This window comes from Nocardiopsis sp. LDBS1602 (assembly GCF_035818715.1).
GTDB lineage: Bacteria > Actinomycetota > Actinomycetes > Streptosporangiales > Streptosporangiaceae > Nocardiopsis > Nocardiopsis alba.
This window is the reverse complement of the sequence record NZ_JAYLVW010000001.1, coordinates 951,433-970,940: the sequence shown is the minus strand read 5'-3', so window position 1 is coordinate 970,940 and position 19,508 is coordinate 951,433. Positions and strand designations below refer to the sequence as shown.

The 19,508-nt window shown below is 73.4% G+C and carries 4 protein-coding genes; all 4 read left to right on the top strand.

Features of this window, described 5'->3' with window-relative positions:
- The first annotated feature begins 41 nt into the window (after positions 1 to 41).
- The 4 genes from U9J66_RS04465 to U9J66_RS04450 all read left to right on the top strand — a co-directional run bounded on the left by U9J66_RS04465 (position 42) and on the right by U9J66_RS04450 (position 19,506).
- Entirely contained in the window at positions 42 to 10,955 is a 10,914-nt protein-coding gene (locus U9J66_RS04465) for a non-ribosomal peptide synthetase (protein WP_326337116.1), read from the top strand.
- On the top strand, positions 10,952 to 14,278 hold the full coding sequence (locus U9J66_RS04460; protein ID WP_326337115.1) for a non-ribosomal peptide synthetase: 3,327 nt from the start codon (positions 10,952 to 10,954) through the stop codon (positions 14,276 to 14,278). Before U9J66_RS04465 ends, U9J66_RS04460 begins: the two co-directional genes overlap by 4 nt.
- Positions 14,279 to 14,337: 59 nt before the next feature.
- Positions 14,338 to 18,351 carry an amino acid adenylation domain-containing protein gene (locus U9J66_RS04455; protein ID WP_237450013.1) on the top strand — a complete coding sequence of 1,338 codons (4,014 nt, stop codon included), beginning with the start codon at positions 14,338 to 14,340 and terminating at the stop codon, positions 18,349 to 18,351.
- A 177-nt stretch (positions 18,352 to 18,528) separates the two neighbouring features.
- Entirely contained in the window at positions 18,529 to 19,506 is a 978-nt protein-coding gene (locus tag U9J66_RS04450) for an ABC transporter substrate-binding protein (protein WP_326337114.1), read from the top strand.
- The last annotated feature ends 2 nt before the right edge of the window (positions 19,507 to 19,508 follow it).

The following is a 19,508-nucleotide window of genomic DNA, read 5'->3' as shown; positions in this document are numbered from 1 at the left end:
CACCGGCCCCGACCCCCGTACCCTTCCGAGGAGCCCGACCCATGGCCGACCTTCACGATGCCCCCGTGGGCCTGACCGGCGCCCAAGCCGGTGTCTGGTACGCACAGCGGACGGCACCGGACAGCCCGGTGTTCAACGTCGGCCAGTACACCGACATCCCCACCGACCTGGACGTGGACCGCTTCGTCGAGGCGCTGCGGACGCTGGTCGAGGAGAGCGACGCCCTGCGCGCGCGGGTGGTGGTCGATGGGGACCGGCCCGCGCAGGTGATCGGGTCCGGGCCCCCTCGTGACCCGGACGTCCTCGACCTGCGCGAGGACGACGGGGAGGAGGCGGCGCGCGAGCGGGCCCTGGAGTGGATGCGCGCCGACCGGGAACGGCCGGTCGACCCCGAGGTCGGGCCGCTCCACCGGTTCGCGCTGCTGCGAGTGGGGGACGCGCGCTGGTTCTGGGTCCAGCGCTACCACCACCTGGCGGTGGACGCCTACGCCATCACGATGATGGCCCGACGCGTCGCCGACCTCTACACCCGGCTGGGGCGGGGGGAGGAGGTCCCGGCCTCCCGTTTCGGAAGGCTCGCCGACCTCGTGGCCGACGAGGAGCGGTACGAGGCCTCCGAGCGTCACGAGCGGGACCGGGCCCACTGGGTCGATCTGATGGCCGACCGGCCCGAACCGGCCCTGTGGTCCTCGGCTCCGCCCGCGCCGCACGCCTCGTTCCTGAGGGCGCGCCTCTCCGTGGGAGCCGACGTCGCCGAGGCGCTGGACTCGCTGTCCGCCGCCCACGGCGCGACCTGGGCCGACGCCCTCGTGGGGGCCTTCGCCGCCTACACCCATCGTCTCACCGGGGCCGACGACCTACTGCTCGGCTCCCCGACGATGGGTCGGGTGGGAACGGTGGGGCTGCGCACCCCCGCCATGGTCGTCAACGTGCTGCCGCTGCGCCTGCGCGTGGACTCGACGCTCACCGTCGCCGAGGTCGTCGAGCGCACCGCCGCCGCCCAGCGCGACCTGCGCGCCCACGGGCGCTACCGGTCCGAACGGCTCCGCCGCGACCTGGCCGCCGTCGGCGACCGCTTCGGCCTGTACGGACCCGAGATCAACGTCAAGCTCTTCGACTACACGCTCACCTTCGACGGGGCGGCCGCCGCCACCACCAACCTGTCCGAGGGGCCGGTCGACGACATCGCCGTGTCCGTCTACCGTCCGGCCGCGGGCGGTCTGGTCCTGGAGGCCAACGCCAACGACGCCCGCTACGACGAGGCCGGGGCCCGCGCCCTCCTGGCCGGGTTCGCCGACTTCCTCGCGGGGTTCGCCGGCGCGAACGGCGCCACCCTCCTGGCCGCGCTGGACACCGTCGCCCCGACCGACCTCCTTCCGGCCACGCCGCCGGCCCCGGGCGAGCGGGCCCCGGTCACCGAGACCCTGTTCCGCTCCGCCGACCTCGCCCCCGACGCCACCGCCCTGGTCCATGGGGATCTCCGACTCACCCGGGCCGACCTCGTCGACCGGATCGACCGCCTGGCCCACCTGCTGCGCGACTCCGGGATCGGCCCCGGCGACACCGTCGCCCTGGCGCTGCCCCGCTCCGTCGACCTGGTGATCGCCCTCTTCGCGGTTCTGCGCGCCGGAGCCGCCTACGCACCCGTGGACCCCGACCACCCCGTCGACCGGATCGCCCGGGTACTGGACAGTGCCCGGCCCGCCCTGGTCCTGGCGGACTCCACCACCTCGCACCGGCTCCCCGAGGACGCCGAGGCGCGGCTCCTCGAACTCGACACCGACGAGGTCCGCGAGGCGCTCGCCGAACAGCGCACCGGCCGGCTTCCGGCGCCCGACCCCCGATCGGCCGCCTACGTCATCCACACCTCGGGCTCCACCGGGCTGCCCAAGGGCGTGGTGGTCGAACACCGCTCCCTGTCAGCCCTGGCCGATACCCAGCGGGACCACCTGTACCGTCATCTGCCCGAGGGCGCGAGGGTCGGCCACACCGGCTCCTTCACCTTCGACGCCTCCTGGGACAGCCTCCTCGGCCTGGTCCACGGCCACGAACTCCACCTGATCGACACCGAGGTCCTTCTGGACCACGCCCGGCTCGGCGCCTACGTCGACGAACACCGGATCGAGCACCTGGACCTGACCCCGAGCTACCTGCGGGGGCTGCTGGACTCCGGCGAACTCCACCGGGCCCCCGCCCTGCTCACCTTCGGCGGCGAGGCCTGCCCGCAGGGACTGTGGGACCGGCTGCGCGCCCTGCCCGGTACGCGGGCCCTCAACTTCTACGGCCCCACCGAGAACACCGTCGACGCCCTGGTCTGCGACGTCGCCGACACCCCCGACACCGCGATCGGCCGACCGGTCGCCGGGGTACGCGCCCACCTGCTGGACGCGGCCCTGCGGCCCGTACCGCGCGGGGTCCCCGGAGACCTGTACCTGGCGGGCGAGCTGCTCGCCCGCGGCTACGTCGGCCGTCCCGACCTGACCGCCGAACGCTTCCTCGCCGACCCCTACGGCCCTCCCGGCACCCGCATGTACCGCACCGGCGACCGCGCCCTCGTCCGCGAGGACGGCACCGTCGCCTACCTGGGGCGGGTCGACGGCCAGGTCCAGGTGCGCGGATACCGGGTCGAACCCGCCGAGGTGGACGCGGTCGCCGCCGCCCACCCCTGGGTCGCGCAGTGCGCCACGGTGGTCCGCGAGAGCGCGAACGGCACCGCGCGTCTGATCGCCTACGTGGTGGCGACCGAGGGGGAGCGAACCGGCCGCGACCTCGAAGAGGAACTACTCGCCCACCTGGCCGAACGCCTGCCCGACCACATGGTCCCCTCCCGGGCGATGGCCCTGGACCGGCTGCCCCTCAACTCCAGTGGCAAGGTCGACCGCACCGCCCTGCCCGAACCCTCCGCCCCGACCGGCGACCCCGCCGAACCCGCCACCCCCGCCGAACACACCCTGCTCGGCGTGCTGCGCGAGACCCTGGGCACCGACACCGGCCCCCACGACGACTTCTTCCGCCTGGGCGGCGACAGCATCCTCGCCATCCAGGTCGTCAACCGCGCCCGCGCGGCCGGACTGGGCCTGACCGTGCGCGACGTGTTCGAGGCGCCGACCGCCGCGGGCCTGGCCGCCCGCGCCACGACCTCGCCCCTCGCGCCTCGGATCGCCGACGACCCGGTCGGTCCGGTGGAGCCCACCGCCGTGACCATCGAACATCTCGCCCAGTGCGGCCCCGGCACCCGCTTCACCCAGTCCCAGGTGCTGTGGACCCCGGCCGGGCTGACCGAGGAGATCCTCGCCGAGGCCTTGCGCGCCGTCATCGCCCATCACGGCGCCCTGCGCCTGAGGGTCCGCGACGAGGCGATGGAGGTCCTGCCCGCCAAGGACACCCGCGAGCACCGTCCGCTCACCCGGGTGGACGTCGCCGACCGGTCCGAGGACCAGGTGACCGAGGAGATCGTCACCCAGGCCGCCGAGGCCCACACCCGGATCGACCTCTCCGAGGGGCACCCGTTGACCGCCGTCTGGTTCGACGCCGGACCCGACCGGATGGGACGACTGCTCGTCCAGGTCCACCACCTGGCCGTCGACGGGGTGTCCTGGCGGGTGATCGGCCCCGACCTGGCCGAGGCCGTCGCCGCTCTCAGCGCCGGCCGTCCCGTCCGGCTCGCCGGGGCGGGCACCTCGCTGCGCCGTTGGACCCGACTGCTCCACGAGGAGGCCCGCCGGCCCGAACGGCTCGCCGAACTCGACCACTGGCTCGACCAGACCGACCCCGCCCGGCACCGCCGACTGGGGGCCCGCGACCTGGACCCCGACGTCGACCGGGTCGCCACCCGGCGCTCCCTCGACGTGGAACTCGACCCCGACCTCACCCATCGGGTGCTCACCGGCATCGGCCCGGTCTATCGGGTCGGGCCCGAGGAGGTCCTGCTCGCCGGTCTGACCCTCGCGGTCGGCCGCCGACTGCTGGTCGAACTGGAAGGGCATGGACGGCGCGACCTGCTCACCGCGCCCACCGACCTGTCCCGCACCGTCGGCTGGCTCACCACCTCCCACCCGGTGGCCCTGACCCCCGACGGCGATCCGGCCGGCACCCTCAAGAGGGTCAAGGAGACCCTGCGCGCCACCCCGGGGCACGGCCTCGGCCACGGCCTGCTGCGGCACCTGAACCCCGAGACCGCGCCCCGCCTGGCCGACCGGGCCCGACCCGACGTCCTCTTCAACTACCTGGGCCGCTTCGGTGCCCCCGCCGCACAGCCCTGGGAGTCCGCTCCCGTCTCCACCCGGGTCATGCTCGGCGAGGACCCCGACCGTCCGCTCACCCACGGCCTGGAGATCGGCGCCGTCGCCCAGGAGGGTCCCGAGGGCGCCCGCCTGCACCTGACCCTGCGCTGGGCGCCCGGAGTCCACACCTTCGAGGACGTACGCGGCCTCGCCGACGACCTCACCGCCGCCCTGACCGCCCTCGCCGAGGCCGCAGCCGACCCCGGGCCGCACACGCTCACCCCCTCCGACGTGCCGCTCCTATCGATCGACCGGACCCGCATCGAACAGGTCGAACGCGCCTGGGTCGACACCCACGGCGATCCCCGGGCACGGCTGTCCGACCTGTGGCCCGCCACCGAACTCCAGGCCGGTCTGGTCTTCCACAGCCTCCACGGTCAGGGACACGACGCCTACACGGCGCAGTCCACCACCCGTATCGACGGCGACCTGGAGCCCGGACGCCTGCGCCGCGCCGCCGCCCTGCTCATGGAACGGCACCCGAACCTGCGCGCCGGCTTCCACCTCCAGGACGGCGAACTCGTCCAGTTCGTCCCGGCCGAACTCGACCCCCTCTGGCGGGAGGTCGACCTGACCGAGGCCACCGACCCCGAGAGCGCGCTGGAACGGCTGCGCTCCGAGGAGCTCGCCACCCCCTTCGATCCGTCCCGGCCGCCGCTGATGCGCTTCACCCTGGTCAAGGCGGGTTCCGACCGGCACCACCTGGTGGTCACCGACCACCACACCCTCCTCGACGGCTGGTCGACCCCGCTGTTCCTGCGGGAGCTGTTCGCCCACTACGCCGACCCGGAGACCCCGGCGCCCCGCGTCGGCTTCCGCGACCACCTCGCCCACCTGGCCGAACGCGACTACGAGGCCGCCGACCGCGCCTGGGCCGAGGAGCTCGCCGACCTGGACGGACCCACCCTCGTCGCCCCCGACGCCTCGGCCCACGGCGGTGAGGAACAGCGGGTCCTGTACGCCTCGCTCACCCCGGCCGAGACCGAACGGCTCACCGGCCTGACCCGCGCGCTGGGCGTCACCGCCAACACCGTCGTCCAGGCCGCCTGGGCGCTGGTCCTGGGCTCGGAGACCGGCCGCGACGACGTCGTCTTCGGCACCACCGTCTCCGGTCGCCCGACCGACCTGCCCGGAGCCGAGAACGCCCTGGGCCTGTTCATCAACACGATCCCCGTCCGGGTACGCCCGCGCGCCGACCTGTCCCTGACCGACCTGCTCACCGGACTCCAGAGCCGGCAGGCGGCCCTGGCCGAACACCACCACACCGGACTGACCCGGACCCAGGAGCTGTCCGGTCATCGGACGCTCTTCGACACGCTCCTGGTCTTCGAGAACTTCCCCGATCGCGACGCGCTGGCCGACCGCGACTACGCGGGCGTCCGCCTCACCGACGTTCGCGTCGAGGACGCCACCCACTATCCGATCTCGATCAACGTCCTGCCCGGCCGCACCCTCGACCTCAGGCTGTGCCACCGCCCCGACGCCGTGGACGCCCGCCGGGCCGGCGCTCTCCTGGAACGGCTGCGCACCGTCCTCGGCCGGATCGTCGAGCGGCCCGGCCTCGGTGTCGCCGAGGTCGACACCCTCACCCCGGCCGAACGCGCCCGGGTGCTGGACGGCTTCAACCGGACCTCGACCGCGATCACCGCGCCGCGCCCCTGTGACGCGGTGGCCGACCAGGCGGGCTGGACCCCCGACGCGATCGCCGTGATCGACGCCGAGGGCGAGCACGACTACGCCGAACTCGACTCCTGGACCTCCGACCTCGCCGCTCTCTTGTACGCCCGCGGTGTGCGCGCCGGACAGGTGGTGGCGGTGGCGTTGCCGAGGTCGGTGGATCTGGTGGCCGCCCTGCTCGCGGTGCAGCGGGTGGGCGCCGTCTACCTGCCGTTGGATCCGGGGTTCCCGGCCGACCGGATCGTCTACATGCTGGACGACTCCGAGGCGGTGCTGTTGCTCACCGGTGGGGGAGTGGAGGCCCCCGCCGGTGTCACCACCCCGGTCCTGGACCTGGACGAGATCGCCTCCCAGGGCGGGACGTTCGAGGGCGCCTACGTCCCTGCCGAGACTCCGCGCCCCGACGCGCCCGCCTACGTGCTGTACACGTCGGGGTCGACCGGGCGGCCCAAGGGGGTGCTGATCGACCATCGCAACCTGGCCAACTTCCTCACCGACATGGGACGGCGCTTCCCCTTGGAGACCGGCGACCGTTGGCTCGCCGTGACCACGGTCGGCTTCGACATCTCCGCTCTGGAGCTGTACCTGCCGCTGCTGTCCGGGGCCACGGTGGTCCTGGCCGACCGGGACACCGTCCGCGACCCCCGGCCGCTCGCCGAACTGATCACCCGCTCGGGATCCACGATCATGCAGGCCACCCCGTCGCTGTGGCGCTCCCTGATCGAGCACGACCCGTCCGCTCTCACCGGGCTGCGGGTCCTGGTCGGCGGCGAGGCGGTCCCCGAATCCCTGGCCGCCCGGCTCGCCGAACTCTCGATCGAAGCCCACAACGTCTACGGGCCCACCGAGACCACCATCTGGTCCACCACCACACCTTTGGACACCGACGGCCCCGTCACCATCGGCCGACCCATGGCCAACACCCGGGTGTACGTGCTCGACGCCGCGCTGCGCCCCGCCCCCGTGGGCGTGGTCGGCGACCTGTACATCGCCGGCTCCGGTGTGGGCCTGGGCTACCTCGGACGCTTCGACCTGACGGCGGAGCGGTTCGTGGCCGATCCCTTCTCGGGCGGGCCCGGGTCGCGGATGTACCGCACCGGCGACCTGGCCCGGTGGCGTACGGACGGCACGTTGGACTTCCTGGGCCGGGCCGACTTCCAGGTGAAGGTACGCGGTTTCCGGATCGAGCCCGGAGAGATCGAGAACGCCCTGGAGGCGTCACCCGACGTCGCCCGAGCGGTGGTCACCGCACACGAGGACGCCTCCGGCTCCTCCCACCTGGTCGCCCACGTCGTCCCCACGGGCCCGGCCGGGCCCACCGACCCGAGCCTCGACACGGTGGCCCTGCGCGCCCACCTCGCCGAACGCCTGCCCGATTACATGGTCCCCGGCGCGATCGTCGTCCTCTCCTCCCTCCCGCTCACCGCCAACGGCAAGGTCGATCGCAAGGCCCTGCCCGACCCCGCCGCCTCCGGCCACGTCTTCGATCGCGGACGCGCACCGGCCGGCGCCGCCGAGGAGATCCTCTGCGGGGTCCTCGCCGAGGTGCTCGGCCGCGACCGGGTCGGCCCCGACGAGGACTTCTTCGCCCTGGGCGGGCACTCCCTCCTGGCCGCCCGAGTGGTCGCCCGCGTCCGCTCGCTGCTCGGCGCCGACGTGGGGGTGCGCGACCTGTTCGAGGCGCCCACCGCCGCGGCCCTGGCCCGAAGGGTCACCGACACGGCCTCCGGGGCCGGGACCCCGATCGTCCGACTTCCGGAGGGCGAGCCCCGACGCCTGTCCCACGCCCAGCACCGGCTCTGGCTCATCGACCGCGTCCACGAGTCCGGCGGCGCCTACAACGTGCCCCTGGCGGTGCGCGTCGACGACCCGCTGGACCTCGACACGCTGCGCGCGGCCGTCGTCGACCTGGCCGATCGTCACGAGGTCCTGCGCACGGTGATCGACGTCGATCCGGAGGATCCCGGCACGCCCGTGCCGCGCCTCCTGCCCGCCGACACCGTCGGCGTGGCCGCCGAGCACGTCGACCGCCCCTTCGAGGAGGAGCTGGCCCGGATCACCGCCCTCCCCTTCGACCTGGCCGCACGACCCCCTCTGCGGGTCCGGCTGCTCACCGGCCCCGGGGTGGGAGAGGGCTGTGTCCTGCTGCTCGTCCTGCACCACATCGCCGCCGACGAATGGTCCTTCGGTCCGCTGCTGTCCGACCTGGACCTGGCCTACCGGGCCAGGGCACGAGGGGTCGCGCCCGATCAGGCACCCCTCCCCTTCCGTTACACCGACTACGCGGCGGCCCGGGCCGAACGCCTGGGCGACGCCGCCGACCCCGACAGCCGGCTCTCCCGCGCCCTCGACCACTGGCGGCGGCACCTGGAGGGGATCCCGGACGAACTCGCCCTGCCCACCGATCGGCCCCGGCCGGCGACCCCCTCGCACAGCGGCGGACTCTCTCAGGTGGAGGTCGCCCCCGAACTGCACGAGTCCCTGCGCGCGCTCGCCACCGAGCACGGCGTCACGGTCTTCATGGTCGTCCAGGCGGCCGTGGCCACCCTGCTGCACCGGATGGGCGCGGGGGAGGACATCCCGTTGGGCAGCCCGGTCGCCGATCGCGCGGACGAGGGGCTCCAGGACGCGGTCGGCTTCTTCCTCGACACCCTGGTGCTGCGGCTGGACCTGTCCGGCCGGCCCACCTTCGCCGAACTCCTCGCCCGGACGCGTGAGGTGGACCTGGCCGGCTTCGCCCACGCCGACGCCCCCTTCGACACGGTGGTCGAGGCGCTGCGTCCGGAACGCTCGGTCAGCCGACACCCGCTGTTCCAGACGATGGTGTCCTACCAGCGCAGGCCCGAGGGCGCCGACGCCCTGTTCGGTTCGACCACCCACCTGGTCGAGACACCGCTGGACACCGCCCGCTTCGACCTGGAGTTCGCCTACATCGAGGATCCGAGGCGCGGGACGCGGGTGGCGCTCAACCACTCCGCCGACCTGTTCGAGACGGCCACGGCCGATCGGTTGGCGGCCCGACTCGTCGCCCTGTTGGAGCAGGTCGCGGCCGATCCGCACCGAGCCCTGGGGGCCTTCGACGTGCTCGGCGCCGAGGAGCGCGCCCGGGTGCTGGACGGCTTCAACCGGACCTCGACCGCGATCACCGCGCCGCGCCCCTGCGACGCGGTGGCCGATCGGGCCGCCGCCGAGCCCGACGCGGTGGCGGTCGAGGACGGCGAGGGCGCCCACACCTACGCGGACCTCCACGCGCGGGTCGATCGGATCGCCGCTCTGTTGTACGCCCGTGGGGTGCGCGCCGGGCATGTGGTGGCGGTGGCGTTGCCGAGGTCGGTGGATCTGGTCGCGGCCCTGCTCGCGGTGCAGCGGGTGGGCGGTGTGTACCTGCCGTTGGATCCGGAGTTCCCGGCCGACCGGATCGTCTACATGCTGGACGACTCCGGAGCGGTCCTTCTGCTCACCGGTGGGGGAGTGGAGGCCCCCGCCGGTGTCACCACCCCCGTCCTCGACCTGGACGCCGCCCCGGCCGAGACGGCGGCCGTACCCCACGACGGCGCGGACGACACCGGGACGGCCGTCCACCCGGCGGCCCCGGCCTACGTGCTGTACACGTCGGGGTCGACCGGACGGCCCAAGGGGGTGCTGATCGACCACCGCAACCTGGCCAACTTCCTCACCGACATGGCCCACCGGGTGCCCCTCGCGTCGGGAGACCGTTGGCTCGCGGTGACCACGGTCGGTTTCGACATCTCCGCTCTGGAGCTGTACCTGCCGTTGCTGTCCGGGGCCACGGTGGTCCTGGCCGACCGGGACACCGTCCGCGACGGGGCGGCCCTGGCCGAACTCCTCCGGAACGGCCGGATCGACGTCATGCAGGCCACCCCCACCCTGTGGCGGATGCTGACGGAGACCGACCCCGAAGCCCTGACCGGCCTGCGGGTCCTGGTCGGTGGCGAGGCCCTGCCGCCGGCGCTCGCCGACGCCCTGACCGAGGCGGCCCGGGAGGTCGTCAACGTCTACGGGCCCACCGAGACCACCATCTGGTCCACCGCCGCCCCGGTCCACGCGGACCGTCCGGTCACCATCGGCCGTCCGATGGCCAACACCCGGGTGTACGTGCTCGACGCCGACCTCGGCCCGGTCCCGCCCGGGGTCCCCGGCGACCTGTACATCGCCGGCGCCGGTGTGGGCCTGGGCTACCTCGGCCGCTTCGACCTGACGGCGGAGCGGTTCGTGGCCGATCCGTTCGCCGCCGAACCCGGAGCGCGGATGTACCGCACCGGAGACCTGGCCCGATGGAACCATGACGGAACCCTGGACTTCCTGGGCCGGGCCGACTTCCAGGTGAAGGTACGCGGTTTCCGGATCGAGCTCGGCGAGATCGAGACCGCGCTCGTCGCCGTCGACGGGGTCGGCCAGGCCGTGGTCACCGCCCGCGAGGACGCCGACGGTCACTCACGCCTGGTCGCCCACCTGACCGCCGGCGGAGAGGCGGACGTCTCCTCGCTCCGGGCCGAGCTCTCGACCCGTCTGCCCGGCTACATGGTGCCGAGCGCCTTCGTGATCATGGACGCCCTGCCGCTCACCGCCAACGGCAAGATCGACCGCAACGCCCTGCCCGACCCGGCCACCGTCGAGACCGCCACGGTCCGCGACACCGGACGCGACCCCGCCACCGAAGCCGAACGCGCGCTCTGCGAGGTCTACGCCGAGGTCCTGGGCCTGGACAAGGTCGGCGCCGACGAGGACTTCTTCGCCCTGGGCGGTGACAGCGTTCTCACCCTGCGCCTGGTCGGCGGCGCCCGCCGGGCCGGCTGGGTGGTCACCGGACGGCAGGTCTTCCGCAACCCGGTGGTCGCCGATCTGGCCGCCGTCGCCGACCCCGTGGCACCCGCCGCGCCCACGCCCCTCTCCGAGACGGCCGAGGAACCGCTGATCTCCCTCGCCCCCGGACAGCTCGACCAGATCGAATCGATGTGGAGGAAGCGGCGATGACCCGCCCCACCGACCCCGACACCACCACGCCCTCCCCGGGGGCGATCGCCGACGTCCTGCCGCTCGGCCCCCTCCAAGAGGGGCTGCTGTTCCACCACGCCCTGAGCGGGGGAGCGGGGGACGCCTACGGGATCCAGCTCAGGATGGAACTCCTGGGCCGGGTCGACCCGGAACGGCTGCGCACGGCGGCGTCCGCGCTCCTGACCCGTCACCCCAACCTGCGGGCCGGGTTCCTGTACGAGGAACTCGACCGGCCGGTCCAGTTCGTCCCGGCCGTCACCGAACTCGACTGGACGCACACCGACCTGAGCACGGAGGAGGCCCCCGCACGGGCCGAGGACGGGGTGGCGGAGGAGGAGTTCGGGCGCGGTTTCGACCTGGCCGCCCCGCCACTGGTGCGCTTCCACGCCCTCACCACCGGCCCGGGACGCCTCGTGCTGGTGATCACCGCCCACCACGTCCTGCTCGACGGCTGGTCGTTGCCGATCCTGGCCCGCGACCTGCTCGGACTGTACGCGGCCGACGGCGACGGTAACGCTCTTCCATCAGCACCCCGTTACCGGGACCATCTGGCCTGGATCGGCTCACGCGACCACGAGGCCGGACGTCGGGCCTGGTCCACCGCCCTGGAGGGGCTGACCGAACCCACGCTGATCGCCCCCGCCCACGGCCGCCCGGCCGAGGAACCGGGATCTGCCGCCGTCCCCCCGCGCCCGACCCGGATCCGGGCACCGTTGGGGGCGGACCTCGATCGGGGGCTGCGCTCCCTGGCCGCCGAGAAGGGCGTCACCGTCAACACCGTCCTCCAGACGGTGTGGGCGCTGGCCCTGTCCACCCACACCGGCCGTCACGACGTCGTCTTCGGCCAACCGGTCTCCGGCCGCGGCTCCGAACTCCCCGGAGCCCAGGACACCGTCGGCCTGTTCACCAACACCCTCCCGGTCCGGATCGCCCTCGACCCGGCCGAGTCGCTCTCCGACCTGCTCACCCGGGTCCACCTCGACCGGGCCGACCTGCTCGACCACCAGTGGACCGGCCTGGCCGAGATCCAACGCGCCACCGGACACGGCACCCTCTTCGACACCCTCCTGGTCGTCGAGAACTACCCATTGGACGAGGCCGTCACCGGACGCGACCACGCGGGTGTGCGCGCCGGACGGATCCGGGTCCGCGACGCCACCCACTATCCGGTCACGCTCACGGTGACGCCGGGAGAGGAGGGGGGAGACGACGCCCTCCTGTACCTGGACCACCGGGACGAGGCGGTGCCGACCACGATCGCCCGCGGACTCCTCGACCTCGTCCTCCACCTGCTCGATCAGGTCCTCGCCGACCCGGACCGCCCCGTACGCGCCCTCGACCTGATCGCCCCGAGCGCCCGGGCCGCGCTCCCCGGCCCCGACACCTCCCGGCACACCACCGAGCACACCGACGCCCTCGCCCCGCTCACCGAGGCCGAACGCGCCCACCCCGACCGGACGGCGGTCGTCTCCGCCGAACGCTCGCTCACCTACCGAGAACTGCACACCGAGGCGGCACGACTGGCCCGACTGCTCACCGAACACGGCGCCGGCGCCGAGACGGTGGTCGCCGTCGCGCTGCCCCGAGGCGCCGACCTGATCGTCGCCATCGTGGCGGCGCTGCGCTGCGGCGGCACCTATCTGCCGCTGGACCTGGACCATCCGCCCGCCCGCCTGGCCGACATGGCCGAGCGCGCCGGGGCGACCCTGGTCCTGACCACCTCCGAACGGCGTGGGGCGCTCGCCGACCTGCCCGACACCGTGGTCCGGATCGAACTGGACGACCCCGACACCCGGGCCCGCGCGGCCGCGCTCGACCCTCTGCCCTGGGCCGCCCCCCACCCCGAACACCTGGCCTACGTCCTGTTCACCTCCGGTTCCACCGGCCGCCCCAAGGGGGTCGGGGTCTCGCACCGGGCCATCGCCAACCGGATCGAGTGGACCCAGGGCGCCTACCGGCTCACCCCCGAGGACCGGATCGCCCACAAGACCCCGGTCGGCTTCGACGTGTCGGTCTGGGAGTTCCTGTGGCCGCTGAGCACCGGGTCGTCGATCGTCGTCGCCCGCCCCGACGACCACCGCGACCCCGCCCGACTGATCGACCTGTTCGCCCGCGAACGGGTGACGGTCTGCCACTTCGTACCGGCCGTGCTGCGCCTGTTCGTCGACGAACTCGCCACCGCGCCGACCGGTCTGCCCGATCTACGGCTGCTCATCGCCAGTGGGGAGGCCCTCACCCTGGATCTGGCGCGGGACCTCGGCGCGGCCCTGCCCTCCGTTCGCCTGGAGAACCTCTACGGCCCCACCGAGGCCGCCATCGACGTCACCGCCCACGGCGCCACCGGTCCGGGCGCGCCGGACCTCGACCTCGGCGACCCGTCGGGGACGGTGCCCATCGGCCGGCCGGTCTGGAACACCACCGCGCACGTCCTGGACGACTCCCTGCGCCCGGTGCCCCCCGAAGCGCCGGGGGAGCTCTACCTCGGCGGCGTCCAGGTGGCGCGCGGCTACGTCGGACGTCCCGACCTGACCGCCTCCCGCTTCGTCGCCGACCCCTACGGCCCGCCCGGCTCCCGGCTCTATCGCACCGGCGACCTGGTGCGACGGCTGGACGACGGCTCCCTCGTCCACCTCGGCCGCTCGGACGACCAGGTCAAGATCAACGGGGTACGGATCGAACCGGCCGAGACCGAGGCGGTACTGCGGGCCCTGACCGGGGTGGCCGAGGCCGCCGTCACCGTCCGTACCGACGCCGCCGGCGCGGCGACGCTCGCCGGCTACCTGGTCCCGGTCCCGGGAACGCGCCCGGACACCGACGACCTGAGGGGCCGACTCGCCTCGGCGCTCCCGCCGGCCGCCGTGCCCGCCACCCTCACCGTCCTGGACCGGATGCCGTTGAGCGTCAACGGCAAGGTCGACCGCGGGGCCCTCCCCGAACCCGAACCCCTCCCGGTCGGGGGCAGAGGCGCGGCCACCGACGCCGAACGTCTCCTGTGCGCGGCCATCGCCGACCTGCTGGGAAGGGAACCCGAGAGCGTCGGAGCCGACGCCGACTTCTTCGCCCTGGGCGGCGACAGCGTCACCTCCATCCGGCTCGTCGGCCGGGCCAGGGCCGGCGGTCTGGAGTTCACCGTCCGCGACGTGTTCACCCATCGCACCGCCGAACGGCTCGCCGCGCACGCCGCCGGCACCGTCTCCGAACCGGCCGAGCCCGAACCGGGCCCCGAACCCGGCGACGAGTTCGTCGGGCTCTTGGACGCCGGGGAGATGGACGACCTCCAGCGGCTCTGGGAGCAGGGATGACCCCGCCCCAGGGGCGTCCGACCCACCACCCACCACCGTCATCGACCGAGGAGAACCCCATGAACACCGGCGCCGAGGGTCCGGGGCGGATCCAGGACGTGCTCCCGCTGGCCACCCTCCAGGAGGGGCTGCTGTTCCACTCCGTCAAGGACGAGGTGGACCTGGACGTCTACACCGTCCAGAACGTCTTCGAGTTCACCCGCCGTGTCGACGCCACCGCCCTGCGGGCCGCCGCCGACGCCCTCCTGCGACGCCACCCGGCCCTGCGCGCCGGGTTCATGCACGAGGGGGTCGAACGTCCGGTCCAGTTCGTCCCCGAGCGGGTTCCGGCGGCCTGGAACGAGACCGATCTGTCCGACCTGCCCGTGGTCGAGGCGCGCCGCCGTCTGGACCACCTACGGGTCGCCCAGCGCGAACGCCGCTTCGACCTGGCACGCCCGCCTCTGATCCGGCACGTGCTGGTCCACCTGCCCGAGGGGCGGGACGTCCTCCTGCTGACCTTCCACCACATCGTCATGGACGGCTGGTCGGGCGAGCTCTACAACGCCGAGCTGATGGACCTGTACCTGCGCGGCGGGGACGACGGCGGTCTGCCCGAACCCCGCCCCTACCGCGACTACCTGGTGTGGCTCTCCCGTCAGGACCGCCGGAGCTCGGTGGAGGCCTGGCGCTCCGCCCTCGACGGAGTGGACGAGGGCACCCTGATCTCGGCGGGGGAGGGCGGCGACACCACGATCATGCCGCGCACCGTCGACGGGATCGTCGATCCCGCCCTGGCCGACCGGCTCACCACTCTGGCCCGGGAACTCGGCGTCACCCCCAACACCCTCTTCCTCACGGCCTGGGGGCTGGCCCTGCGCTCCCACACCGGCGGCGACGACATCGTCTTCGGCAGCACCGTCTCGGGACGCCCGCCCGAGATCGACGGGGTCGACTCCATCGTCGGCGTCTTCTTCAACACCGTGCCGGTCCGGGTCCGGGTCCGACCCGCCGAGACCGTCCGCGACCTGTTGGTCCGGATCCAGGGGGAACAGGCCGACCTGCTGGCCCACCACCACGTGGGGCTGGCCGACATCCAGGGCGCCGTCGGCGGCCGGCGTCTCTTCGACACCCTCTACGTCCAGCGCAACATCCCGCGCGACGACGAACGCTACCGGGACGTGCGCGAACGCACCGGACTGGAGTCGGTCACCGGCAACGACGCCACCCACTATCCGCTGACCTTCGTCGTCCAGCCCGGCGACGAGCTCCGGCTCAGCCTCGCCCACCGCACCGACGTGGTCTCCGCCGAGACCGCCCGCGAACTGTACGACCGGGTGACGCGGCTGCTCGAAGGGATCGCCGACCGCCCCGACGCCCCGGTCTCCGCCCTCGACCCGCTCGACGTCCGGACCCGAGAGGCCTGCCTCGCCCTGGGCGAGGGGCGACGGCTCGCCCTGCCCGACACCACCCCGGCCGCGCTCTTCGAGGCCTCCGCGGCCCGCGCACCCGAACGCGTCGCCCTGGTGACCAGGGAGGAGCGCCTCACCTTCGCGGAACTGGACGAGCGTGCCGAACGCCTGGCCCGCCTGCTCGCCGACCTGGGCGTGGGGCCCGAGGCGCGGGTCGCGATCGCCCTGCACCGCTCCGCCGACTGGGTGGTGACGCTGTTCGCCGTCCTCAAGCTCGGCGCCGCCTACGTCCCCCTGGACCTGGAGCACCCGGCCGCGCGGCTCGGCCACATGATCGCCGACTCCGCGCCCCTGGTCACCGTCACCACCGCCCGCGCCGCCGAACACCTGCCCGACGAGGCCGAGGGCGACGGCCGACGGTTGTACCTGGACGACCCGGCCACCCGCGCGGATCTGAGGTGGGTGGATCTCACGGTGCCCCGCCCGCCCGTCGAGCACCGGCCCGACCACCTGGCCTACGTCATCTTCACCTCCGGCTCCACCGGCCGCCCCAAGGGGGTGGAGACCCCCTACCAGGGGCTGGTGAACATGCTGGTCAACCACCGCGCCGAGATCTTCGACCCGGTGGTGGCCGAACAGGGCGGCCGCGTCATGCGGGTCGCGCACACCGTCTCGTTCTCCTTCGACATGTCGTGGGAGGAGCTCCTGTGGCTGATCGACGGCCACGAGGTGCACCTGATGGACGAGGAACTGCGTCGCGACTCCGCCGCCCTGGTCTCCTACTGCGCCGAGCACGACATCGACGTCGTCAACGTGACCCCCTCCTACTGCGGTCAGCTCCTCGACGACGGTCTGCTCGGCGACACGACCGGGCGGGAGGAACGGCACCGCCCGCCACTCGTCCTGTTGGGCGGCGAGGCGGTCACCCCCACCGTCTGGGATCGGCTCCGCGACACCGACGGCGTGCTCGGATACAACCTGTACGGGCCCACCGAGTACACGATCAACACCCTCGGCGGCGGCACCGGCGACAGCGCGACCCCCACGGTGGGACGCCCCATCGCCAACACCGACGTGCGTGTCCTCGACACCTCTCTGCGGCCGGTCGCCCCGGGCGTCCCCGGAGAGCTGTACGTGACCGGGGTCGGCCTGGCCCGCGGCTACACCGCGCGCCCCGACCTGACCGCCGAGCGGTTCGTCGCCGACCCCTACGGAGCGCCCGGTGCCCGGATGTACCGCACCGGCGACCTGGTGCGGTGGGACGAGGACGGGCTCATCGACTACCTGGGCCGGATCGACGACCAGGTGAAGATCCGCGGGGTGCGCATCGAACCCGGCGAGGTCGTCTCCGCCTTGGAGGAGCACCCCGACGTCGTTCAGGCGGCCGTGACCGTGCGGGAGGACACCCCCGGCCTCAAGCGGCTGATCGGCTACCTGGTCCCCGGAACCGGGAAGGGGATCGACACCGACGCCCTGCGCCGGGAGCTGCGCGACTCCCTGCCCGACGCCATGGTCCCCGCCGTCCTGGTCACCCTGGACCGGCTGCCCCTGACCGTCAACGGCAAACTCGACCACGCCGCCCTGCCCGCGCCCGCCCACCAGGGGGCGGCGGGACGTCCGCCCCGGGACGACGTCGACCGCGCCCTGGCCGACGACTTCGCCGCCGTCCTCGGCCTGCCGGAGGGGGCGGACAACCCCGTCACCCTCGACGACGACTTCTTCGACCTGGGCGGCCACTCCCTCCTGGCGATGCGCCTGGTGGGGAGGGTCCGCAAGCGCACCGGGCAGCGGCTGCGCGCGGGCGACCTCATCGCGGCGCCCACGGTGGCCCGCCTGCGCGACTACCTGGAGTCCCCGCGTCGTGAGGACCTACTCGCGCCGATCCTGCGCCTGCGCGAGGGCGGACGCCGCCGGCCCCTGTTCTGCCTCCACCCGGCGGCCGGACTGAGCTGGTCCTACGCGGGACTGGCCCCCTACGTCGACAGGGAACGCCCCCTGGTCGGCGTGCAGTTCCCGGGCCTGCGCGAGGACGATCTTCCGCCCACCATGGACGCGCTGGTGGAGCGGTACGCGCGGCTGATCCGCACCGTCCAGCCGAGCGGCCCCTACCACCTGGTGGGCTGGTCCTTCGGCGGTCAGATCGCGCACGGCCTGGCCACCCTCCTCCAGTCCGAGGGGGAGCGGGTCGACTTCCTGGGGATGCTCGACACCTACCCCACCGACTCCGAACCGGTCCGCCGGGCGGGCGGGGCCATGACCGACGACGAGGCCGAACAGGAGGCGCTCGACTTCCTGCTCTCCGGCGCCCGACGCGACCTCCCCTCGTGGCTCACACCGCCCTACCGGCGCGCGGACGTCGTGGAGTTCCTGCGCGACGGCGACGGGGTGTGGTCGGACTTCGACGCCGAGACCATCGAACGCGTGGTGCGCGCCCGCGTGTACACCAACGAGGTCATGTACCGGGCCGACTACCGCGTCTTCCGCGGTGACCTGCACTTCTTCTCCGCCGTCGCGCGACGGGACCCGGGCTCGGGGATCACCGCCGAGCTGTGGAAGGAGTACGTCGACGGGCGGGTGATCGACACCCCGGTCGACCACCACCACGACGACCTCACCGGCCCCGCGGCGCTGGCCGTCATCGGTCCGGTCCTGGACCGCGCGCTGCGAGGAGAGCACGGCTGACCCTCTCCTCGGGACGGGGGCGCCCCACCGACCTTCAGGTGTTAAGGTTAGGCTTACCTAATGGAAGTCGGGGGGATTCGGCGGGCCATCGGCCTCCCCCGTCCCACACCGCCCCCTGCCCCGGGCGGCCCACCCCCACCCCACGCACCCCTCCCCGACGACCCCGAAAGCGAACCCGTGACAGTGTCGACCACCCGCCCCCGAAGCACCGGCATGGCCGCCGGCGCCCTGGCCCTGACCCTCGCCCTCACCTCCTGCGGCGCCGACGACCCCTCCGACGCCGCCGACGCCTCCACCGAGACCACCACCGTCGAGACCGACTACGGACCCGTCGAGATCCCCACCGACCCCCAGAGGATCGTCGCCCTCGAATTCGGCAACGAGATCCTCGTCGAGGCCGGCATCGACCCCGTCGGCGTCATCGACCCCAACCCCGGCCTCTACACCCCCGAGGAACTGGAGATCCTCCAAGGGGCCGACGTGGTCCAGGAGTCCAGCCTGGAGATCAACATCGAGGCCGTCGCCGCCGCCGAACCCGACCTCATCATCGGCGGCGTCCGCGAGGTCAGCCACGACGACTACGAGGAGCACTTCGAGAACCTGTCGCGGATCGCGCCCACCGTCCTGTTCGACTTCGACGGCGCCGGGCCCGAACTGCGCGACATGAGTCTCGACCTCGCCGAGGTCGTCGGCGACGCCGAACGCGCCGAGGCCGAACGCGAACGCTACGAGGAACGCGTCACCGAGCTCCGCGACACCTACGCCGAACAGCTCCAGGACCACACCTTCGCCGTGGTCTTCGGCGTCGACGACCAGTTCGCCGTCGTCAACACCAACGCCTGGGGCGCCTACATCCTCGACGAACTCGGCGCCGAGACCACCTCCGTCATCGAGGAGGCCGGCGGCGACTTCGCCACCTTCCAGTCGTACGAGAACATCGACAAACTCGACGACGCCGACGTCGTCCTCTACGAGACCGACGTCTCCCTCGAACCGGACGCCTTCACCGCCGACCTCCTCGACCAGAACCTCTGGGCGAGCCTGCCCGCCGCGGAGAACGACCGCGTCCACCCCCTGCGCTACAGCTTCTCGCGCACCTGGGGCCAGGCCAACGACGTCCTGGACCAGCTGGAGGAAGTCCTCCAGGACCTGTAGGA